The sequence below is a fragment of the Methylobacterium planeticum genome (assembly GCF_008806345.1).
In the GTDB taxonomy this organism is placed as follows: Bacteria; Pseudomonadota; Alphaproteobacteria; order Rhizobiales; family Beijerinckiaceae; genus Methylobacterium; species Methylobacterium planeticum.
This window is the reverse complement of record NZ_VZZJ01000005.1, coordinates 156463-176109: the sequence shown is the minus strand read 5'-3', so window position 1 is coordinate 176109 and position 19647 is coordinate 156463. Positions and strand designations below refer to the sequence as shown.

Here is a 19647-nt window from a genome sequence, read left to right as displayed (position 1 = left end):
GGGCGGCGGGACGTGCCGGCCGGGCGAGGCGCCCGCGGAGATCGCGAGCGAATCATGCATCCAATGTGATCAGGAAAGCTGGATATTGCCTGAACGGCGCGCACGGGTGCCCGGTCCGGCGGCGGGGATTTCGCGCAGGTCTTTGGCGGAAATCAGGCATCGGCCGCGCGGATCGAGCGCTGCCGGTTCGACCGGCGCCGGCGCCCGCGCCTCCCTGCGCGATGCCGAGGGTCCGGGGGGATTCGCGGCGTCCGCAAGGCCGGTCAACAAGGTTTCCTCGCGGCGGACCCATGTGCGCAACGCGGGAGACTTTGCCGGCCACAAGGGCTTATACGGCGCCTCCCGAATCACAGAGGACCAAGGCCCCGAGCGGATGAAAGATGCGTTGTGGACGGAGGAGGCGACCAGGGCGGCGGTCGCCATGTGGGTCGCCGGCAGCGATCCCGCGGCGATCGCCGAAGCGGTCGGCACCAGCCCGGAGGACGTGATCCGCCGGGTGGCGCAGGCCGCCCTGACGCTGCCCGCCAAGCCCCTGGCCGCCAAGCCGCTGCCCCCCAAGCCGGCGGCGAAGCCCGAGCCCGCGGCCAGGGCCGAGAAGGCGGCGCCGGCCAAGGTCCAGCCCGCCCGGGTGCCGGCCGCCAAGTCCATGTCTGCCAAGCCTCTGGCCGCCAAACCCCTGTCTGCCAAGCCTCTGTCTGCCAAGCCTCCGGCGTTCCGGCCGGGCTTCGGCAACGCGGCGGCGAAGGGCCCGGCGCCCGCGCCCGTCGCGAAGGCACCCGCCCCGAAGCCCGCGGCGCCCGCGCCCGAGCCCGCCGCCGCGAGGCCCGCGCCGGCGCCGCGGCCCATCGTCGTCGCGCCGCCCCCGGCCGCCCTCGCCCCGAGCCTCATCCTCGCAAGCCCTTTGCCCGCAAGCCCTTTGCCCGCAAGCCCTCTGCCCGCGAGCCCCTTGCCCGCGAGCCCCGCCGCCGGTCCCCTGCCCCCGGCGCTGCCCGGCGGCGTGGTGCCGCCGACCCCGCTGTCGCGCCGGCCGCTGATCGCCGCCGACGGGGGCGAGGGCATGCCCTTCATGAAGGCCGGCCTCCTCGATTGCGTGTTCCCGCTCTGGTCGGATCACGAGCCGGTCTCGATCGAGGGCAAGCGCGTCTGCGGCTGCCGGGTCGTCACGGGCAAGCGCTGGTGCGCCCAGCACTACGCCGTGGTGTTCGAGCCCCTGAGGAAGCCCCTGCGCGCCGCCTGACCGGCCGGGATCCCGGCCGCCCTTCCCCGCCCGCCTCAGCCGGCGGCGGCCCGGGCCGGCGCGGGGGCCCGTCCCCAGTTCCGGATCAGCCAGGGGATGCGGGTGCCGATCATGGGCTTGGCGTAGCGGTAGCCCTGGGCGAAGTCGCAGCCCATGGCGCGCAGGCGGTCGGCCTGGCCCTGCGTCTCGACGCCCTCGGCGGTGACCTGCGTCTGCAGGGAGCGGCCGAGGCCGATCACCGCCGCCACGATGGCGGCGTCGTCCCCGTCCTGCTCCAGCCCCCGCACGAAGCTCTGGTCGACCTTGATGTGGTCGACGGGGAACTGCTTCAGGTGGGTGAGCGAGGCGTAGCCGGTGCCGAAATCGTCGAGCGCCACGGTGACGCCGCTCTCGTGGAAGCGCCCCAGGATGGCGGCGACGCAATCCGAGCCGCGCCCGAGGAACACCGTCTCGGTCACCTCGATCTCGAGGCGCGTCGCCGGGACGCCGGCCGCCGCGAGGACGCCGAGCATCGTCTCGGCGAGGTCGGGCTGGTGGAACTCGGCCGAGGAGACGTTGACGGCGACGCGGCCGAAATCGAGCCCGCTCGCGAGCCAGCCCCGCATGTCGGCCGCGACGTGGCCGATCATGCAGGCCCCGATCGCCCGGGCGAGCTCCGGATCCTCGAAGGCCGAGCCGAAATAGCCCGGCGCCCGGATCCCGTCGGTGGGGTGGCGCCAGCGCGCCAGGGCCTCGAAGCCGACGATCCGCTTCGTCGCGAGGCAGACCTTGGGCTGGTAGAACGGGATGATGCGCCCCTGGTCGAGGGCCTCGCGCATCTCCCCGGCGATCGCGACCCGGCGCTCGGTCAGGGCGCGCATCTCGGGGGCGTAGACGGCGACGCGGTTGCGCCCGGCGGATTTCGCCCGGTAGAGCGCGATGTCGGCGTCCTTCATCAGCTCGTCGGGCAGGCGGTGATGGGTGGGGTAGCCCGCGAGCCCGATGCTGACCTTGCTGGACAGGGGCCGGTCCCGGTAGCGGAAGGGCTCGCGCAGGCGCGCGACCAGGTGCTCGGCGAAGCCTGCCGCCTCGGCGAGGCCGGAGGGCTGCGCCAGCACCACCGCGAACTCGTCGCCGCCGAGGCGCGCCACCGTGTCGGCGGGGCGGATCAGGGCCGAGAGGCGCGCGCCCATCTCCTTGAGCATGGCGTCGCCCGCATCATGCCCGAGGGTGTCGTTGACGTCCTTGAAGTCGTCGATGTCGATCAGCAGCAGGCCGACCGGGGTGCCGCGCCGCTCGGCCTCCGCCAGGGCCGTCCGGAACCGGGCCTGGAACAGGGCGCGGTTCGGCAGCTCCGTCAGGGGATCGTGGTTGGCGGTGCGCCAGAGCCGCGCCTCCGCCCGCTTTCGGTCGGTGATGTCGAAGGTGATCCCGACGATGCGCTCCGGCTCGGCCTGCTCGGCGCGCATGCAGAGCCACATCTCCGGGGCCTCCGGGGGCCGGAACCGGAACTCGACCGCGTCGAGGCTCCCGCCATAGGCGCTGAAATCCCCCACATGCGCCCGGTCGTCGGGATGCACCCGGTCGAGCAGGTCGGAGATCGGCCCCGAGCCGATCCCGAGCAGCTCGCGGGCGTTGTCGGAGCGGGTGGCGAGGCCGGTCCGGAGGTCGCGCTCCCAGGCGACCATGCGGCCGGCCCGGAGGGCGAGGCGCAGGCGCTCCTCGCTGGCGCGCAGGGCGGATTCGGAGAGCCGGCGGGCGGTGACGTCGTGCAGGGCGCCGACCATGCGCAGGGCGGTGCCGGACTCGGAGCGGATCACGAAGCCGCGGTCGAGCACCTGCGCGTAGCTGCCGTCGCCGCGCCGGAAGCGGTACTCGCCGCCGTAATGGTCCTCGGTGCCGTCGACGACCCGGGCGATGCTGGCCCGGGCGCGGTCCCGGTCCTCGGGGTGGATGCGCTCCATCCACTGCGCCCCCGTCAGGGCCGCCTCGGCGCTGCCCCGGCCGAACAGGGTCTCGGCCGCGTCGCTCCAGGTGACCGCGTCCGAGACGAGGTCCCAGTCCCAGATCGCGTCCTTGGTGGCCAGGGCGGCGAGGCGGTAGCGCTCCTCGCGCTCGGCGATCTCGCGCTCGGCCCGGTGCAGGCGCAGCTGCGCCACCACGATCGCCGCGAGGTCCCGGAGCTGGCGCCGCTCGGCCTCGGAGAAGCGGCGCGCCACCACGTCCTTGAGGCAGAGGGTGCCGACCTGCAGGCCGGGCCCGAGCGTCAGGGGGGCGCCGGCGTAGAAGCGGATATGGGGCGGCCCGGTGACCAGGGGGTTCTGCGCGAAGCGCGGATCCAGGGTCGCGTCCTCCACCACGAGGACGTCCTCGGCGAGGATCGCGTGGGCGCAGAAGGCGATCGCCCGCGAGGTCCGGACGAAGTCGAGGCCGCAGCTCGCCTTGAACCATTGCTCGTCCGCCTCGACCAGGGAGACGAGGCTGATCGGGACCGAGAACAGGGCGGCGGCGGTCCGGCAGACGGCCTCGAAATGCGGCTCGGGCGGCGTGCCGACGATCGCGAGATCCCGCAAGGCCCTGAGCCGGGCGGCCTCCTGCGGTGCAACGGGAAACATGCGCGACTCTCCGAAGCCCGTGCCAAAGCCCGTGCGGGCGCCCTGCGGGCGCCCTGCCCGCTCCACCGGAGCGGCGCCGGATCCCGGTGTCGCGGCCGCGTCCGCAGGGTCGACACAATCTGTAGTTGCGGAGATTCTAGGTCCTGATCCTTAAGGAAATGGTTGCGGCGTCCACGATCCGGCGCCTCGCATCGCGCCGTCCCCCGGCGAGGTCCGCCCGCACCTGGTCCCCGGCCGCCCGCGGGGCCGGCCAGGCCCTCGCCGTCGACGGCGGCCAGACGGCGTGGCGCCGGGGAGGCGGGACCCGCGGCGGCGCCGGTTCCGCCCTAGTCGCGGAACGGCCCGACCAGGCGCTCGTACTCGGCCTCCGCGAAGCCGTAGCTGGTGCCCGCGAGGCGGACGAGCTTGTCGCGGTCGAGGACCGTGATCACGCCGCGGCGGGTCGCGATCATGCCGCCGCTCTCGAGCTCGTGGACCGCCACCGTCACGCCCGGCCGGTGCACGCCGAGCATCATCGACAGGATCTCGTGCGTGATCGCGAGGTCGTTGCCCTCGATGCGGTCGTGCACGAGGAGGAGCCAGCGGGCGAGGCGCTCCTCGGTCTTGTGCCGGCGGTTCGAGAGGGCGGTCTGGCTGGTCCAGAGGTTGACCACCTGGACGTAGCGCAGCAGCAGGGCGCGCAGGCCCTCGCTCCGGGCGACCGCGGCCGCCAGGACCTCGGCATCGAGCCGCAGGGCCTGGCCGGAGACCCGGATCTCGGTGTCGAAGGGGGTGCGGTCGACCCCGAGCAGGAGCGCCGGGCTGACCATGCCGTCCCGGCCGAGGATCGCCACCTCGAGCCGCCCGCCCTCCCCGGTCGAGAGGCTGACCGAGGCGAGGCCGCTCTCGGGGAAGTAGACCTGCCGGATCGGCGTGTTCGCCGCGATGATGCGCGTCCCGAGATCGAGGGGCACGCCCTCGAGATGCGGGCGCAGCCGGTCGAGGTCCTCCGGCGCGAGGGCGCGGAGCAGGCGGTTCTGGATGGTGGATTCGGCCATCGCGGACGCGGTCGGGGGTGGGGGCGAGTCCTGGAGCACGAGCGTGTCCATCGGGGTTGAACCGCCCTCCACTCACCCCCACAGCGGGCGCTGCACACGAGGCCGGCCGGGGATGAGTGGGCCGGCCGGGCCTCAGTACTTAGCCGGTGGAGACTCGCGAAGGGCATTCACCAAAGTTAAGGGGCGGAGTGGCGAAGCGGCTTCGTACTGTCCTGAACGCTGGCTCGAAAACAAATGCGGAACCGCGTGCCCGGCGTGCGGCCCGGGCGCCCGGGACCGCGCCCGCCCCGGCGCACCGGGGCGGGGGGCCGGCGTGCGCCTCAGAGGTCGCGGAGCGGGGTGCCCTCGAGGCCGCGCGGGCTCCCCGGCGCCGGGTTGAGGGTCTGCGGCAGGTGGAGGTAGCTGCCGTCGAACATCGCGGCGCTCTGCAGGGCCGGGAAGTCCAGGATGGTGAGCTCCCGCCCGCGCAGGCAGATCAGGCCGTCGCTGCGCAGCTGCTGCACCGTACGGTTGATGTGGACCGCCGAGAGGCCGAGGGCGTCGGCGAGCTCGCCCTGCGTCAGGGGCAGCTCGCACCGGGTCCCCTGCGTCAGCCCGACCGCGCTCAGCCGCACGAACAGCTCGCAGAACAGGTGCGCGATGCGCTCGTAGCCGGTGCGCTGGCCGATATTGACGATCCATTCCCGGTGGACCGCCTCCTCCACCAGGGCGTTGCAGGCCAGCGCCCGGGTGAGGCGGGGATGCTCCTCGACCAGGGCCGCGAAGGCCTGGCGCGGGATCACCGCGACCGTGGAGGCCGTCAGCGTCACCACGCTCTCGTCGCCGAGGTCGAGGTCGGGCAGGCAGCGGCCGCAGAGGTCGCCGGGAATGAACAGGGTCAGGATCTGGCGCCGCCCGTCGGGCAGGATCTTGTAGCGGCAGGCATTGCCCTCGATGATCAGGCAGACCGAGCGGGACAGGCCGTTCTCGAGGCTGAGATGCTCGCGCGCGCCGTGGTGGCGCTGCTGCCGGCCGAGGTCGTTCAGGGCCTCGCGCTCCGGCCCGGACAGCTCGACGAAGTTGCCGAGCTTGCGCGCCAGAATCCCACCGGCCACCTCGCCTCCCCCTTCGGGTGCCCCGCCGGGCCGCCGGCCCGTCGGGGCCGGCGCTGTGCCGGTGCGCAGGGGCGACACCGCGTAGCGCGGCAACGTTTCCATTCTGTGCCTCCCTTCGCCCGCCTCCCCGCCCGCGGCTGCCCTGCCGCCGACGGAGCCCCGGGCCCCTGGCGCGATCCGCGGGGCATGGGCGCCCCGCGACCGCGGCCATCGCTGGGCGATCCGCCCCGGACCGGCCGGACCGCATCGCCGCCGGGCTCCCCGTCCCGGCTTCGTCTCACGTCTGGGATTGCGGCGGCAGCGGCTGATTCCGTGAGGCTCGCCGCCTTCTGCGGCGTCCGGATCGGCTCGGTCGGCAATCGAACTCCCAAGGCCGCCGCGGACCACCTCATCCGATGCGGGTATCGTGCGATACAGGCGTATGTTAGCAATAATTCTGTTCTTTTCAAACACCGCTCGTGGGTTATGCGCCCTTGAATCCGGCTCGACGCCCGGGTGTCCCAGTCAGCCCAGACATTCATCCGGCCGAAGACTCGCGAAAATCGCCGGTTTGTACGAAATGAGACTGTCGGCGGGCCGGATCCGGCCGATCTGACCAGTCTTGGTCGAGATCTGGCCGAGATCCCGGCCAGATCTCGCCCCGGAACCGGACGGCCGGCCGGCAACCTATGATGCCGGATCGACCCGAGGCCGCACGGGCCCGGGTGCCGACGACCGGCGCGGCCGCGGCCGCGGCCCGGACCGGGGCGCCCCGCACGGCCGCGCTTGTGGTCGCGGGCCGCACGGCGGCGCCCCCGGCCGGCACGCGGCGGACCGGCTACCTCAAATTGTATCGGGTGGCGCTGTTCGCGCAGGCCGGCGCGGATCGGGGCCGGCCCCTCCGGTCCGGATCGTCCGGAGGTCGTTCGACGCGGGCGGGGCCGCGGGACCCCGCGAACCTGCGGGATCGTTCATGAAATGTTCCGTTCCGAAAACGGCCGGGCCGGCCCTCGCGGGCCGGTCCTGTGCCGCATCTCGCACGTCCCCGGGCAGGCCCCCGGGACGGTGACGACGCCTCAGCGGCGCGTCTTGACCTTGGCCTTGCGGGCCGCGTAGCGTGCATCGCGCAGGGTCTTCTTGGCGGCGAGCTCCGCAGCCTTGCGCTCCTGGGATGCGGCGGCCTCGGCCTCCGCCCGCGCGATCTGGGCGGCGAGTTCCGCCTCCTCGCGGGCGCGCTTCGCTTCCGCAGCCTGCGTCTCGGCGGCGATGCGGGCGGCGTCACGCTCCCGGATGCGCTCCTCGCGGGCCCGGGCAACCTCTTGACGCGCCTTGGCTTTGGCGATCATCTCGGGGTCGTCGACCGGCGGGCGGGCCTTGAACTTGGCCAGCAGGGCGGCCTTGGCGTTCGCGGAGTTCTGGCGGCGGTCGTCGAAATTCCTGTAGTCGAATGCGCTCATCTGACCTTTCTCGTCCGGTGTCTCGGTGTGATGCTTCGCGGGATCGCCGCGGGCCCATCAGCAAGGACGGGGCCAGCGCAGCCTCCGGTTCGAAATCTGTCCAGCGAAGTCGGAATGCCAATGCCCCAGCCTCCGGCGCGACGCAACTGAGGCGGCTCCGGGCGCGGGCGACATCGACCGAATTCTCCGTCACCGACCCGAAAAGATCGGTGACGGTCTCCCAAAAGCCTCACACGGCCTGGAGGTTGCCCGCCGATTGCTTGCCGGTGCGGCGGTCGCTCTCGATCTCGTAGGAGACCTTCTGGCCCTCGATCAGGTTCCGCATCCCGGCGCGCTCGACGGCGGAGATGTGGACGAACACGTCCTTGCCGCCGTCATCCGGCTGAATGAATCCGTAGCCCTTGGTCTCGTTGAACCACTTCACGGTACCCGTGCTCATGGCGTTCTCCTCCAGTCAGTGAGGTTTAGGAGACCCGCCCGCCCCGGCGGCTGTCCGCGCAGGAGCGTAAAGGGCGGGTCGGTCGATATGGGAACGGGTCGATGCGGCGCCCTTGGGGACAGCGGAGACGATGGGGCGAGGCAACCCGGCATGAGCCGGCCACGGATCGATGAGAGGCTGAGGTAGGTCGCCGCCGCCGTTCTGGCAAGTCGGCGTTTGCCGGATTTCGTGCTGCCGCGCACCTGCGGGGATCGGGCGCGGGCGCTGCCGGATTCGTGAGCCGCTGCGGCAGGTTGAGAGGGGCCCGGCCCGGCGCGCCATCGGGCGCCGGGCGGCGCCATCCCCCGCGAAGGTTGCTCGCGCAAGGCCCGGCGGCTAGGCTTCGCGCGAGGTGCGCGGCACCGTGAGCGCGGCACCATGGGCATGGCTCCCCGGAGCCTGGGGCATGGGCGGGACGCGGGCTCTCCGGGCTGCGGGGCCCCATTCGCGCGGGCCGGCATCGAGCGGGGGCTTGAGATGACGACGCAGACGAACGTCCGGATGGGCGCGCCCGTGGGGCCGCGGGCCAGCATGCCGGAGCCTGTCGCGTTCGGCCGTTGCGCGGCCTGAGCGACGAGATCCGTTCGCGCGTGGCTCAGGTGACCCCGAAGCGGGGCCGATTTCCGACGATCCGCCGGCTCGGACGGGCTTCGACCTGGGCTTGGGCCTGTGTTGGGCTCGTCCTCGCCTCGACGCAGCCGGCGCCGGCCTTCGATCTCTTCGGCCTGTTCGGATCCGAGGAGGAGCCGCCGGCTCCGAGCGCGGCGCTCCTGCCCTACGGCGTGAAATTCTCAGGCGCCGACGACGAGGACCTGCTCAAGGCGCTCCAGGACACCTCCACCCTCCACCGCCTGCGCCAGGAGCCGCCGCCCGACGGCGAGGGCCTTGTGCGCCGGGCCGAGGCGGATCTCCGGCGCCTGCCCGAGGCCCTGTCGGGCTACGGCTACTACGCGGGACAGGTCGCGATCCGGGTCGACGGCGTCGCGGTCGGCGGCGAGGCGTCCCTCGCCCCCGCCGCGCGGGCGGCGGAGCGCGCGCGCAACCGCGCGCTCGTTCCGGTCAGGATCGCCCTCGATCCCGGTCCCCTCTACACCCTGCGCAGCATCACGGTCCGCGACGTGCGCGGCCGGCCCTTCACCGCCGAGGTGCTGCCCGCGCGCGTCACCCGCGTCGACGACGAGGTCCCGGCGCGGTCCGCCACGGTGCTGGCGCGGGAAGCACGGATCGTCGACCGCTTCCGCTCGCTCGGGCATCCCTTCGCCAGGGTGGTCTCGCGCGACCCCGTCGTCGACGATGCCGCCCACGTGATGGACGTGACCTTCACGGTCGATCCGGGGCCGCTCGCCGGCCTCGGCGCGGTGGCCCTGAGCGGAACCGAGGCGATCGATCCGGCCGTGGTTCGTTCCTTCATCTACGCGGAGCCGGGCGATCCCTACTCCCCGAAGGCGATCGCCGACATCCGCCGTTCGGTCGCCAAGGTGGAGGGGCTCGGCTCGGTGCGGGTGCGCGAGGCGCACGCCCTCGATGCAGAGGGCAACCTGCCGATCTTCGTGGAGGTGACGGAGCGGGAGCGCAACCTGATCGGCGTCTCGGCCCGCTACTCCACCGTCGATGGCCCGGGCATCCGCGCCTACTACGCCAACCGCAACCTGTTCGGCGGCGGCGAGACCCTGCGGATCGATGCCGACATCTACTATCTCGGCAACGACCTCTACGCGACGCAGCGCAAGCTCGCGGGCATCGACTCGAACGGCCTCGGCGGCCGCCTCTCGGCGACCTTCGTCAAGCCGGCCCTCTGGGGCACCCGCAACGATCTCGTGGCCAACCTCTTCGCCGGGCGCGAGGCGCAGCAGAGCTACGTCGCCGATGCGGTCGGCGGCACGGTCGGCATCCGGCACCGCTTCTCCGACACCTTCTTCGCGCAGGTCGGCGTCGACGGGCAGGCGGGCCGTTCCCAGGACGCGTTGGGCAAGGTCGATTACCGGCTCGTCGGCGTGCCCGTCTCGGTCTCGTACGATTCGACCGACAACCTCCTCGATCCGACCGAGGGCGTGCGGATCACCGCCTCCGCCACGCCCTATGCGGGATTCCTCGGCTCCGATCCCTCGATCTTCGTCGCGAAGGCGCAGGGATCGACCTATTACGCCTTCGACGACGAGGCGAAGTACATCCTCGCCGGCCGCGTCGGCTTCGGCTCGATCTCGGGCGCGCGGCTCGAGGACATCCCGGCCAACATCCGCTTCTTCGCGGGCGGCGGCGGTTCGGTGCGCGGCTTCGCGTACCGGACCCTCGGCCCCCGCGGCCCCTTCAACCTGCCCGTCGGCGGCCGCAGCCTGCTGGAAGCCTCGGTCGAGGCCCGCATCAAGGTCACCGACACCATCGGGGTGGTGCCGTTCTTCGATGCCGGCACCGCCTTTGCCGGCAGCCTGCCCGATCTCGACGAGCGGATCCGGTACGCGGCCGGCATCGGCCTGCGCTACTACACCGGGATCGGGCCGATCCGCGTCGACCTCGCCTTCCCGCTCGACCGGATCAAAGGCAATCACGAGCGTCCGGTCGCCCTCTACATCAGCCTGGGACAGGCCTTCTGATGGCTCCTTTCCGCATGCTGTCCCGCCGCGCGAGCCGCGGCCGAGCGTTGAGCGCGGCTCTGTGCGCGCTCGTCCTCGCGGCCTGCCTCGGGGCCGCGAGCTCGTCCCGCGCGGCCGACGAGGGCGAGAAGTCGGTGCTCGGCGGCCTCCTGTCGAAGGCCCTCTCGACGCCGAGCTCCCGCGTCGCGATCGGAGCGGTCGACGGCGCGCTCTCCTCGGACGCGACGATCCGGGACGTGGCGATCAGCGACCGGGACGGCGTCTGGCTGAAGCTCGACCGGGCGCGCATCGTCTGGCGCCGGCTCGCGCTCCTGTCGGGGCGCCTGGAGATCGACAGCCTCGAACTCGGCCGCCTCGAGGTGATGCGCCGCCCCCAGCCCGCCCCCGTCGCGGACACCCCGGAACCCGATGGGTCGCTGCTGCCGGACCTGCCCGTGAAGGTCGAGATCAAGGGCTTCCGCCTCGCGGACCTCGTTCTCGGCGAGGCGGTCGCGGGTCAGCCCGCCCGCCTCGAGGCGGAGGGCAAGGTCAAGCTCGGCGCACCCGCCGAAGGTCTCGACCTCGATCTCGGCATCCGCCGGCTCGACGCCGCCGGCCAGTTCGCGGCGCGGCTCCTGTTCGTGCCGAAGGGCGAGCGCCTCGAGGTGAAGGCAACGCTGACGGAGCCCGCCGGCGGACTGCTCTCGAAGGGGCTGAACGTGCCGGGTACCCCGCCGATCAACCTCGACCTCGACGGGCGCGGCACCCTCGACGCCTGGAATGCCCGCCTCGATTTCGATGCGGGCGAGAGCATCGGAGCCAAGGGCGGCGCGAAGATCTCGCGCGTCGGGGCGGAGCGCCGCCTCAGCCTCGACCTCGCCTCGCGCATCGAGGGCCTGCTGCCGGGCCCGGCCGCCGCCGTGTTCTCGGGCACGACCCAGCTCGGCGGCTCCCTACGCTTCTCCGACAGCGGCAGTCTCGGCATCGACCGCCTCGAGCTCACCTCGCGCACGGCCCGTCTCGACGCGCGCGGCAGCCTCAGCGCCGACCGCGTGGCCGATTTCACCGTGTCGGCGCGCGCCGTCCCGACCGAGGGCGGCGTGACGAAGGCCGCCGAGACAGAGCTGCAGAGCCTCGTCTTCGACGGCAGCCTGAAGGGACCGCTCGTGCGTCCGCAAGTGCGCGGCGCGCTCAAGGCAGCGGGTCTCCGCACGCGCGACAGCCGGCTCGATCGGATCGAGGCGAGCGTGCAGGCCGAGCCCGCAGGGACGGAAGCCGCGAGCCGCTTCGCCCTGAGCGCGGATGCCCGGGTCGAGGGCCTTGCCCTGGCCGATCCGGCGCTCGCCGGTGCTCTCGGCTCGCACGCTGTCCTGACCCTGCGAGGGACGATCGAGCCCGACAGCACGCTCGCCGTCTCGCGCCTGCGCATCGCCGGGCCGACCGCCGAGGTGAGCTATGCCGGCCGGCTCGGCCAGAATACCCTGACCGGAACGCTCGAGGCGCGCCTGCCCGATCTCGGTGCCTATTCGCGGCTCGCCGACCGTGCCCTCGCGGGCAGTCTCTCGGCGAAGGCGATCCTCAGCGGCGACCCGGCCCGCAAGGCCGTGACGGCCGATGTCGACCTGCGCACTCAGGATCTCGCCCTCGGCGCGCCGCCCGTCGACCGCCTGCTCGGGCGAAGCCCGCACTTCACCGGCCGCCTGTCTCAGGTCTACGACGGGTACGCGTTCGAGGGCGTGCGCCTCGAGGGCGCCCAGATGATCGCCCGCCTCGACGGCCGCGCCACCGCGCGGCTCGCCGACACCCGCCTCAACCTCGACCTCAAGGATCTCTCCGCCCTCGACCGGACCCTCGCCGGCCGCGCCACCCTGGATGGCCGCCTCACCGGCACCCTGGCGCGGCCCGATCTGGCGGCCACGCTGAGCGCCGCCGAGGCCACCGCCCTCGGACGTCCGATCCGCGACCTGCGCGTCGACACCACGATCCGCGACCTGACGGGTGCCCTCGACGGCACCCTGCGCCTCGGTGGATCGATCGGCGGGAAGCCGCTCCAGGGCGATGTGCACCTCGCCCGCCCGTCCGCGCAGAACTGGTCCCTCGATCGTCTCGCCGTCCGCCTCGGCTCGGCCGTGATCGACGGTCACGCCGCGATCGAGGCCGGGACGGGACTGGTGGAGGGGCTGCTCACCGTCGCGGCGGCCAATCTCGACGACCTGTCGGCCGTCGCCCTCAGGCCGATGGCCGGCACCGTCGAGGCCGGCCTCACCCTGACCCGCGCGGGCGGGCGCCAGGATGCGGTCCTCCGCGCGAAGGCTGGGACGATCCGGGTCGGAGACATCGGGCTCGCGCGCCTCGACGCGGACCTGCGGGGGCATGACCTCCGGAAGGCTCCGGTCATCGACGGGCACCTCGACGCCGACCGCGTGGTCGCCGCGGGCGAGAGCCTCGACACGGTGCGCCTCGCCGCGGTCGGCACGCCGGCCGCGAGCGACGTGACCGTGAGGGCCAAGGCCCGCGGCTTCGACCTCGACGGGGCCGCGCGCCTGATCCCGGCGGAGCGGATCCGGATCGAGCTGTCGCGGTTCGTGGCGGCGCGCGGGGGCGACCGGTTGGCGCTCGCGGGGCCGGCGACGATCACCCTCGATCAGGGGAGCGCCCTGATCGAGGGGCTGAGCATCAACGCCGGCGGCGGGCGCCTCGACCTCTCGGGCCGGGCGGGCGACCGTCTCGATCTCAAGCTCGGCATCCGTGCGCTTCCCCTGTCGCTCGCCCGCATCGCGAGCCCGGGCCTGGCCCTGAGCGGCACCCTCGAGGGCGAGGCGGAGATGCGCGGCGATGCCAGCCGCCCGGAGGGCCGCTACGCCCTGACGGTCAATCGTCTCGTCACACCGGAAACCCGCAAGGCCGGCCTCCCACCGATCGAGGCGCGCGCGAGCGGCACCCTTGCGGATGGCCGCGCCGGCCTCGACGGACGCGTCTCGGCGGGGCGTGGCATCGAGATGACGGTGAGCGGCTCGCTGCCGATCGAGGCGGAGGGCGCCCTCGCCCTCAAGGCCCGCGGCACGCTCGAGGCGGCACTCGCGAACAGCTTCCTGAGCGCCGGCGGGCAGCGGGTTACGGGGCGCGTCGTCTTCGATGCCGGCGTCACCGGGACGCTCGCCGCCCCCCGCGTGGAGGGCGGCGCCACGCTCACCGGCGGCAGCTTCACAGACCCGCTTCAGGGGATCCGCCTCACCGGGATCGAGGGACGGGCGACCGGGCGCGGCGACACGATCGTGCTGGAGCACCTGACGGCCGCCACCCGCAATGGCGGGACGTTGCGGGCCGCGGGCCGCGTCGCCATCGCCCCCGAGGCCGGCTTTCCGGGCATGCTCACCCTCGTCGGCGATCGGGCGGAACTCGTCGCGAGCCCGCTGATGACGGCCGTCGCGAGCCTGAACCTCGCGCTGAGCGGGCCGCTCGCCCGCACGCCGCGGGTGACGGGACGGGTCGACGTGGTCTCGATCGATGTGTCGGTGCCCGATCGCCTACCCGCGACGGTCCAGCCCTTGCCCGGCATCCGCAGGGTCAACACGCCGCCGGAACTCCGGGCCAAGCTCGGCCGGTCGTCGGAGCGCGAGGCGCAGGTCGCCGCGATCGGGCGACGCCGCGGCGTTGCCGCCGCGCCCTTCGACGCGACCCTCGACGTCGCCGTCCACGCGCCGAACCGCATCTTCGTGCGCGGGCGCGGCATCGATGCCGAACTCGGCGGCGACCTGCGGCTCACCGGATCCTCGCGCGACCCGCGGGCGATCGGCGCCTTCGAGATGCGGCGCGGGCGCCTCAGCATCATCGGCCAGCGCCTCGATTTCACGCGGGGACGCCTCACCTTCGGGGGCGAGCTGACGGCGCCGGACCTCGATTTCGCGGCCGAGACAAAGGCCGCCGAGGTCACGGCCCGGGTCGCCGTGACGGGACCGGCCAACCAGCCGGCCTTCGTCCTCACCTCGGATCCGAGCCTGCCGCAGGACGAGGTGCTGTCGCGCCTGCTGTTCAAGAAGGCGGCGGGCAAGCTCTCGGCCTTTCAGGCGCTGCAGCTGGCGCAAGGGGTGGCGCAGCTCTCCGGCGGCGCCGGCGGCATCGACGTCTTCGAGGAGGCGCGCAAGGGGCTCGGCCTCGATAGCCTCGATGTCTCGACGGGGGCGAGCGGCGGTCCGGCGGTCGGTGCCTCGCGCTACCTGAGCGACCGCCTCAGCGTCGGCGTGAAGGCCGGCGCCAAGCCCGCCGATACGGCCGCCACCGTCGATTACGAGGTGACCCGCCGGGTGAGGATCCAGGGCGAGGCCGGCAGCGATGGGCGCACCGCCGTCGGCGTCGGGGCGGAATGGGAGTACTGAACCAGAACGCGCGGTGCATGCGCCCAGCAGAAAGCCCGCTTCCGCTCGTCGCGGAAGCGGGCTTCGTCCCGGGGGTCGATCGGATCGCGCTTAGCGGATGAGCGCGAGCAGGGCCTTGCCGGCGGGGGTCTGGAGTTCCTTGGCGTCGAGGGTGCCATCGTTGTCCGGATCGGCGGCCTTGAAGCGCGCGGCCACGGCCGCGAGGTATTCCTTCTTGTCGAGGGTGCCGTCGCTGTCCGGGTCGGCCTGCTTGACGCCGGCCTTGCTGAGGCGGCCCTTCAGCTCCTTGGCGTCGAGGGTGCCGTCGGCGTCCTTCTCGAGGCGATCGAAGGTCGCGGAGGCCACGGCCTCGACTTCCTTCATGTCGATCGTGGCGTCGTTGTCAGTATCGATCATCTTGATCGCGCCGGCGCCGCTCACCGGCTTGGCGAGGACGGCGGGGGCCGCGAGGGTCGACACGGCGATGATCAGCGCCGCGAAGCTGCTGGAAACACGAAGGCTCATTGCCACTTTCTCCCGACTGGTTTGCGGGATTGTCCCTATCCCTGTCTGCCGCGTTGCACAAGGGGGAGGCGTCGGGAGAGATCGGGGACGGCGGGGAAAATTTCCGCCGCGCCCTGCGATGACACGGGAACGTGATGACCGGCCGCAAGAAGAGGGCCGGTCGCCCGGCCCGTCTCCGATCTGGTGGCGATTCGGCGTCCTCGAATCAGTAGCCGTAGCCGCGGCGTTCGTTGCGGCCGCGGCGATCGTCGTCGTAGCGCTGCGAGCGGTAGAGGCGGCGGTCGTCGTCGCGGTCGCGGCGGTATTCCTCGCGGCGGTAGTCGCGCTCGCGCTCGCCGCGGGAGCGGAGGTCGACGCTGGGGCCGCCCGGGCCGATGTCGATGCGCTGGGCGGAGGCCGGGGCGAGGCCGGCGAGGGAGAGGGCGATCACGGTTCCGGCGAGCAGGGTCTTCATGCGTTTCTCCTCGAAAGGTTGCCGTCCCAACACCGCCCGGCGACGATCGTTCCCGGAACAAATCATATGAATTGTTCATGCTGAACGGCCCTATTCTGTTGAACAAATCCAGATCAGGCCTCCCGCGTGGATGAAATCCGCCGGAATGCTTTCCCCGCTGCGCCGCAGCACGACCCCTGAATCGATCCCCGCCTCCCGGAGCCCCGTTTCGTGCCCGCCCGACCGCTGATCTACTTTCCGGATCCCCGCCTCCGCGCGCGGGCCGAGCCCGTCCTGGTCTTCGACGAGGCCCTGCGCGAGCTCGCCCTCGACATCCGCGACACCCTCGACGCCGCGCAGGCGGTCGGGCTGACCGCGCCCCATATCGGCCGGCCGCTGCGGCTGGTGGTGCTGCGGCTCGAGCCCGGCGCGCCGCACCACGTCTACGTCAATCCGGAGATCGTCTGGGCCTCGCCGGAGCGGGCCGCGGGCACCGAGGGCAGCGTCCTGATGCCGGGCGTCGCCGAGACCGTGGAGCGGGCCCGCGCCGTCCGGATCCGCTACCGGGACCTCGCGGGGGCGGAGCGGGAGGACGAGGCGGAGGGGTTCCGCGCCGCCTGCCTGCAGCACGAGATCGACCAGCTCGACGGCATCTTCTGGCTCGAGCGCCTGTCGCGGCTGCGGCGGGAGCGGGCGCTGAAGCGCTACGCCAAGCTCCGGCGCGACGCGCGGCCGGAGGCGCCGTGATGGGGCGCGGGGTGATGGCGGGGCCGCGACCGGGCGTGATAGGCAGGCCCATGCGCAGCCTCCTCCTCCCGGCGACCGTCCTGGCTCTCGCCGCGGCCTTGGCGGGGCCCGCCGCGGCCGAGGCCCAGAAGGCGGCCCCCGCCAAGGCCGCGGCCGCGCCCGATCCGAGCCCGGTGGTCGGCTGCCCGTCCCTCGCCAACCTGCGCCTGCTGCTGCGCCAGTCGCAGGGGGATGCGGGCCTCGCCGCCGCCCGCCTCGCCGACGAGAAGGCCGACCACCTCGGCTGCGGCGTCCTCAGCCGCGACAAGGTCTCGGCGCTCGCCGACCACGTCGCCCTCGACGGGCAGGCCTATGATTGCATCGGCCTCCAGGGGACCCAGGTCTGCCAGTGGACCCGCGCCGGCGCGGTGACCCCGGTGAAGCCGCCCCCCGCCGAGCCGCCCCGGCGGCCGGCGCCGGACAAGCTGCGCCGCTGAGCCCGGCCCTTCTGCCGGCCGGCGCGCCCGGTCTATGCTCCGCCGGAGGCGCGGCGCCCGAGGGCGCGCCAGGGAGGTTCCTCATGCGCAGTCCGATCGTGCCGACCATCCGGGCCGGTCTGGCCCGCCGGGCCGTGCCGGCCCGCCAGGCCGCTCTGGCCCTCCGAGCAAGCCTCGCCCTCCGAGCAAGCCTCGCCCTCCGGGCCGGCCTCGCCCTCGCGGCCGGCCTCTGGCTCGCCGGCCTCGCCGGGCCGGGCGCTCCGGCGCGGGCGCAGGACCGGACCGCCGGGCAAGGTGTCACAGGGCAAGGGGTTGCCGGGCAAGGGGTTGCCGGCCAAGCCGGCACTGGCCAAGTCGGCACTGGCCAAGTCCGCATTGGCCAAGGCGGCACTGGCCGGGTGGTCGCCGGAGAGGTGGTCGCTTGTGACTCGCTCGTCGCCCTGCGCCAGCTGATGGCGCGGGCGGCGGAGGATCGCGGCGCCGCGGCGGCCCTCCTGCCGCAGGAGCCGCGCTGCCGCGCCCTGCCCCGGTCCGGGATCGGAGCGGTCGAGCACCGCGCCATGGTGGGGGGCGCGCCCTACGAGTGCCTGAGCGTGCAATCGGCCCCGGCCTGCCTCTGGGTGCTCCCCTGATCCGGTGACCCCGGCCCTGCGGTGACGGCGCAGCGCGCCGCGGGCGGTTCGAGCTTCGCTGTGGCGCGCGGGCGCCCTATCTGTCCGGAACCGGGCCGGCGCCGCGCCCGGGCCCGCCACACCCACGCGACCGCGAGGAACCGACCTGATGCCGCCTGCCGCTGCCCGGAGCCGCCCCCAGGGTCCCGCCGATGCCCGCTCCCTGTCCCGTCGTCTGGCGCCCGCGCTCCTCGGCCTGATCCTCGCCGGCCTCGGCGGCGTCCCGGGAGCCTCCGCCCAGGGCGAGCCGCCGATCCAGAGCCCGCAGGACGCGGCCTGCCGCAACGAGGCCCGCGCCCGGGTGTTCTCGGCCCCCGACCCGCAGGGGATCGGCCTGCGCGCGGTCGGCCGGCAGATCTACACGGCCTGCATGCAGCGGGCGCAGCACCGCGCCCGCAAGCCCGCGCGGCGCCCGCGCCGGGCCCGCTGAGGCGGCGCGGATCCGCGCGGCCGGCCGGAGGCGGGCCGGCCGCGGGCCCTCGGGGGCCGGTCCCCCGAGGAGGGCCGGCCGAAGCGCCCTCAGCCGCCGAGGGGGGCGCCGATGCGGGCGCGGAGCTGGTGGCGCAGGTTCTCGTTGGCGCTGGCATCGGCATCGAGGGCCGACATCAGGCGCAGCAGGTGGCTGATCGGGGCCGCCCGGTTCTGGACGGCCTCCGAGATCTGCTGCTGCAGGGATTTCGAGGGAGACATGGACTGGGACATCGACTGGGCCGGCTGAGACATGATCCGCGCTCGTCCTCGTGGGATCTCGGGCTTATCCGCGCGGCTCGCTACGCCGTTCGGAGGCCGCGCGCCACCCATCTCGTCACCGATTGGTAGCCGGCACGTTACTGATGTCACATCACCGCAACAGGGCCGCGGGAAGACGGGGATATCGTCCCGCGCGGGCGTCTTTTCCCTGGACGTCAGCCGGAGACGGCGTGGCCCCGTGCCAGCGGCGAGGCGTCGTAGCCGTCGAGGAGGTCCTGTGGGTCGCGGTAGATCGCGATGCAGCCCGCTTCCGAGAGCTCCGCCTCCGGGAAGCCGCCGCAGAGCACCCCGAGGGTGGGCAGCCCCGCCTTGCGGGCGGCCTCGGCATCGTAGGGCGTGTCGCCCACCACGAGCATGTCGCGGGCCTTCAGGGGCGCGAGCTTCCGGAGCGCCGCCTGGAAGATGTCGGGATGGGGCTTCGAGCGGTCCGCGTCGTCGGAGCTCGTCGCCACGTCCACGAGGTCGGCGATCCCCAGGATCTCCTGGTAATGCTCGACCTCGGACCTCTTGCCCGACGAGGCGAGCGCGATGGTGTGCCCGTCCGCCCGGATCCGGGCGAACAACTCGCGCACGGCCGGGAACGGCTTCACCCTGGGCAGGTAGTCGCGCTTGAACAGGTCGGAGCGATAGGCCTCGATGGTCTCGCCCTCCCGCTCGACCCGCTCCTCGGGCAGGAAGACCGGCATGAGCTGGTCGCCGCCCTTGCCGATCTGGCCGCGGACGTCCGCGGGCTTCACCGTCACGCCGAAATGCCCGAAGGCCTCGACCCAGGCGGCGGCGTGCAGGTCCACGCTGTCGAGGAGCGTCCCGTCGATGTCGAAGATCACGGCTTTCATCGGTCCGGCCCCTTCGCGCCGATCCGCGGCGCGGGGGGCGAACGGGTGGGCGGCCCGGCGGTTCCGGCGGTCCGCCTCAGCGCGGGAACAGGTGCAGCCCGTCGTCGGGCAGGAGGTTGCGGGCGGGGCCGCCGGTCTGCTGGCCGCGGCCCTGCTGGTAATAGTCGAGCTCCGGACGGCGGTCGTTGTCGCTGCCCGAATCGTATTCCCAGGCGCGGTTCCAGGGCGCGCGCCCCCCGACCGTGATCGGGGTCTCGGGCCCAAGGAGACCCTGGGCCGGGCGCGCATAGGCGGCGGAGCCGGCCTGCGCGGCGGCGGGCGTCAGGACCGCCAGGGCGGCGAGAAGGAGGGTCGATCCGGGCCGCATGACGGGGTGCCTCGCTGACGGGGTGGGCCGGCGCCGCGGCG

Annotated in this window: 18 protein-coding genes; 7 read left to right on the top strand and 11 right to left on the bottom strand. The window is 73.5% G+C overall.

Going from position 1 to position 19647, the window contains the following annotated elements:
- Positions 1 to 69: 69 nt before the first annotated feature.
- Positions 70 to 267, bottom strand: coding sequence for a hypothetical protein (locus F6X51_RS08220; RefSeq protein WP_150962743.1), 198 nt, complete (start codon positions 265 to 267; stop codon positions 70 to 72).
- Positions 268 to 373: 106 nt separating this feature from the next.
- On the opposite strand from F6X51_RS08220, the gene F6X51_RS08215 reads away from it, so the two are divergent.
- Complete coding sequence (locus F6X51_RS08215) at positions 374 to 1237, top strand: hypothetical protein (protein ID WP_150962742.1); 864 nt, start codon at positions 374 to 376, stop codon at positions 1235 to 1237.
- Between the two features lie 35 nt (positions 1238 to 1272).
- Here the strand turns inward: F6X51_RS08215 and F6X51_RS08210 are convergent, their stop codons facing one another.
- The 5 genes from F6X51_RS08210 to F6X51_RS08190 all read right to left on the bottom strand — a co-directional run bounded on the left by F6X51_RS08210 (position 1273) and on the right by F6X51_RS08190 (position 7837).
- Positions 1273 to 3831, bottom strand: a complete 2559-nt coding sequence (locus F6X51_RS08210; protein ID WP_150962741.1) for a sensor domain-containing phosphodiesterase — start codon at positions 3829 to 3831, stop codon at positions 1273 to 1275.
- Between the two features lie 326 nt (positions 3832 to 4157).
- Positions 4158 to 4919 carry a Crp/Fnr family transcriptional regulator gene (locus F6X51_RS08205; protein WP_246696685.1) on the bottom strand — a complete coding sequence of 254 codons (762 nt, stop codon included), beginning with the start codon at positions 4917 to 4919 and terminating at the stop codon, positions 4158 to 4160.
- A gap of 269 nt (positions 4920 to 5188) precedes the next feature.
- Positions 5189 to 6064: a Crp/Fnr family transcriptional regulator gene (locus F6X51_RS08200; protein WP_150962740.1), complete on the bottom strand. Its 876-nt coding sequence runs from the start codon at positions 6062 to 6064 to the stop codon at positions 5189 to 5191.
- Between the two features lie 953 nt (positions 6065 to 7017).
- Positions 7018 to 7398, bottom strand: coding sequence for a DUF6481 family protein (locus F6X51_RS08195; RefSeq protein ID WP_150962739.1), 381 nt, complete (start codon positions 7396 to 7398; stop codon positions 7018 to 7020).
- 229 nt (positions 7399 to 7627) lie between these two features.
- Entirely contained in the window at positions 7628 to 7837 is a 210-nt protein-coding gene (locus F6X51_RS08190) for a cold-shock protein (RefSeq protein WP_150962738.1), read from the bottom strand.
- 764 nt (positions 7838 to 8601) lie between these two features.
- Between F6X51_RS08190 and F6X51_RS08185 the strand changes: the two genes are divergently transcribed.
- Both F6X51_RS08185 and F6X51_RS08180 read left to right on the top strand, forming a co-directional pair.
- A complete protein-coding gene (locus F6X51_RS08185) occupies positions 8602 to 10467 on the top strand; it encodes an autotransporter assembly complex protein TamA (protein WP_246696706.1) in 1866 nt (621 codons plus the stop codon).
- Entirely contained in the window at positions 10467 to 14822 is a 4356-nt protein-coding gene (locus F6X51_RS08180; protein WP_150962737.1) for a translocation/assembly module TamB domain-containing protein, read from the top strand. The genes F6X51_RS08185 and F6X51_RS08180 overlap by 1 nt, the downstream gene beginning before the upstream one ends.
- A 90-nt stretch (positions 14823 to 14912) precedes the next feature.
- Here F6X51_RS08180 and F6X51_RS08175 read toward each other — a convergent pair whose 3' ends face one another.
- Both F6X51_RS08175 and F6X51_RS08170 read right to left on the bottom strand, forming a co-directional pair.
- On the bottom strand, positions 14913 to 15326 hold the full coding sequence (locus F6X51_RS08175) for a penta-EF hand family protein (protein ID WP_150962736.1): 414 nt from the start codon (positions 15324 to 15326) through the stop codon (positions 14913 to 14915).
- Positions 15327 to 15531: 205 nt separating this feature from the next.
- Positions 15532 to 15780 carry a hypothetical protein gene (locus tag F6X51_RS08170; RefSeq protein ID WP_150962735.1) on the bottom strand — a complete coding sequence of 83 codons (249 nt, stop codon included), beginning with the start codon at positions 15778 to 15780 and terminating at the stop codon, positions 15532 to 15534.
- Positions 15781 to 15990: 210 nt separating this feature from the next.
- On the opposite strand from F6X51_RS08170, the gene F6X51_RS08165 reads away from it, so the two are divergent.
- From F6X51_RS08165 to F6X51_RS08150, 4 genes are all read left to right on the top strand, one after another.
- Positions 15991 to 16506, top strand: a complete 516-nt coding sequence (locus F6X51_RS08165) for a peptide deformylase (RefSeq protein WP_150962734.1) — start codon at positions 15991 to 15993, stop codon at positions 16504 to 16506.
- A gap of 50 nt (positions 16507 to 16556) precedes the next feature.
- Positions 16557 to 16982, top strand: coding sequence for a hypothetical protein (locus F6X51_RS08160; RefSeq protein WP_246696684.1), 426 nt, complete (start codon positions 16557 to 16559; stop codon positions 16980 to 16982).
- Positions 16983 to 17065: 83 nt separating this feature from the next.
- Positions 17066 to 17614 (top strand): hypothetical protein, encoded by a 549-nt coding sequence (locus tag F6X51_RS08155; protein WP_150962733.1) that lies wholly within the window; start codon positions 17066 to 17068, stop codon positions 17612 to 17614.
- A 148-nt stretch (positions 17615 to 17762) separates the two neighbouring features.
- Positions 17763 to 18083, top strand: coding sequence for a hypothetical protein (locus F6X51_RS08150; protein WP_246696683.1), 321 nt, complete (start codon positions 17763 to 17765; stop codon positions 18081 to 18083).
- A gap of 89 nt (positions 18084 to 18172) precedes the next feature.
- Here the strand turns inward: F6X51_RS08150 and F6X51_RS08145 are convergent, their stop codons facing one another.
- The 3 genes from F6X51_RS08145 to F6X51_RS08135 form a co-directional block, all read right to left on the bottom strand.
- Entirely contained in the window at positions 18173 to 18376 is a 204-nt protein-coding gene (locus tag F6X51_RS08145) for a hypothetical protein (protein WP_150962732.1), read from the bottom strand.
- Between the two features lie 182 nt (positions 18377 to 18558).
- Positions 18559 to 19239 carry an HAD family hydrolase gene (locus F6X51_RS08140; RefSeq protein ID WP_150962731.1) on the bottom strand — a complete coding sequence of 227 codons (681 nt, stop codon included), beginning with the start codon at positions 19237 to 19239 and terminating at the stop codon, positions 18559 to 18561.
- A gap of 76 nt (positions 19240 to 19315) precedes the next feature.
- The gene (locus F6X51_RS08135) at positions 19316 to 19606 is read right to left on the bottom strand and encodes a hypothetical protein (protein ID WP_150962730.1); all 291 of its coding nucleotides are present in this window, start codon (positions 19604 to 19606) and stop codon (positions 19316 to 19318) included.
- Positions 19607 to 19647 lie beyond the last annotated feature (41 nt).

What these genes read in the sequence shown, in the direction of transcription:
- F6X51_RS08155 (WP_150962733.1), top strand. Translation starts at nt 17,066, where the DNA reads ATGCGCAGTCCGATCGTGCCGACCATCCGGGCCGGTCTGGCCCGCCGG.
- F6X51_RS08215 (WP_150962742.1), top strand. Translation starts at nt 374, where the DNA reads ATGAAAGATGCGTTGTGGACGGAGGAGGCGACCAGGGCGGCGGTCGCC.
- F6X51_RS08210 (WP_150962741.1), bottom strand. Translation starts at nt 3,831, where the DNA reads ATGTTTCCCGTTGCACCGCAGGAGGCCGCCCGGCTCAGGGCCTTGCGG.
- F6X51_RS08205 (WP_246696685.1), bottom strand. Translation starts at nt 4,919, where the DNA reads ATGGACACGCTCGTGCTCCAGGACTCGCCCCCACCCCCGACCGCGTCC.
- F6X51_RS08175 (WP_150962736.1), bottom strand. Translation starts at nt 15,326, where the DNA reads ATGAGCCTTCGTGTTTCCAGCAGCTTCGCGGCGCTGATCATCGCCGTG.
- F6X51_RS08150 (WP_246696683.1), top strand. Translation starts at nt 17,763, where the DNA reads ATGCCGCCTGCCGCTGCCCGGAGCCGCCCCCAGGGTCCCGCCGATGCC.
- F6X51_RS08160 (WP_246696684.1), top strand. Translation starts at nt 16,557, where the DNA reads ATGCGCAGCCTCCTCCTCCCGGCGACCGTCCTGGCTCTCGCCGCGGCC.
- F6X51_RS08135 (WP_150962730.1), bottom strand. Translation starts at nt 19,606, where the DNA reads ATGCGGCCCGGATCGACCCTCCTTCTCGCCGCCCTGGCGGTCCTGACG.
- F6X51_RS08145 (WP_150962732.1), bottom strand. Translation starts at nt 18,376, where the DNA reads ATGTCTCAGCCGGCCCAGTCGATGTCCCAGTCCATGTCTCCCTCGAAA.
- F6X51_RS08140 (WP_150962731.1), bottom strand. Translation starts at nt 19,239, where the DNA reads ATGAAAGCCGTGATCTTCGACATCGACGGGACGCTCCTCGACAGCGTG.
- F6X51_RS08195 (WP_150962739.1), bottom strand. Translation starts at nt 7,398, where the DNA reads ATGAGCGCATTCGACTACAGGAATTTCGACGACCGCCGCCAGAACTCC.
- F6X51_RS08200 (WP_150962740.1), bottom strand. Translation starts at nt 6,064, where the DNA reads ATGGAAACGTTGCCGCGCTACGCGGTGTCGCCCCTGCGCACCGGCACA.
- F6X51_RS08180 (WP_150962737.1), top strand. Translation starts at nt 10,467, where the DNA reads ATGGCTCCTTTCCGCATGCTGTCCCGCCGCGCGAGCCGCGGCCGAGCG.
- F6X51_RS08190 (WP_150962738.1), bottom strand. Translation starts at nt 7,837, where the DNA reads ATGAGCACGGGTACCGTGAAGTGGTTCAACGAGACCAAGGGCTACGGA.
- F6X51_RS08170 (WP_150962735.1), bottom strand. Translation starts at nt 15,780, where the DNA reads ATGAAGACCCTGCTCGCCGGAACCGTGATCGCCCTCTCCCTCGCCGGC.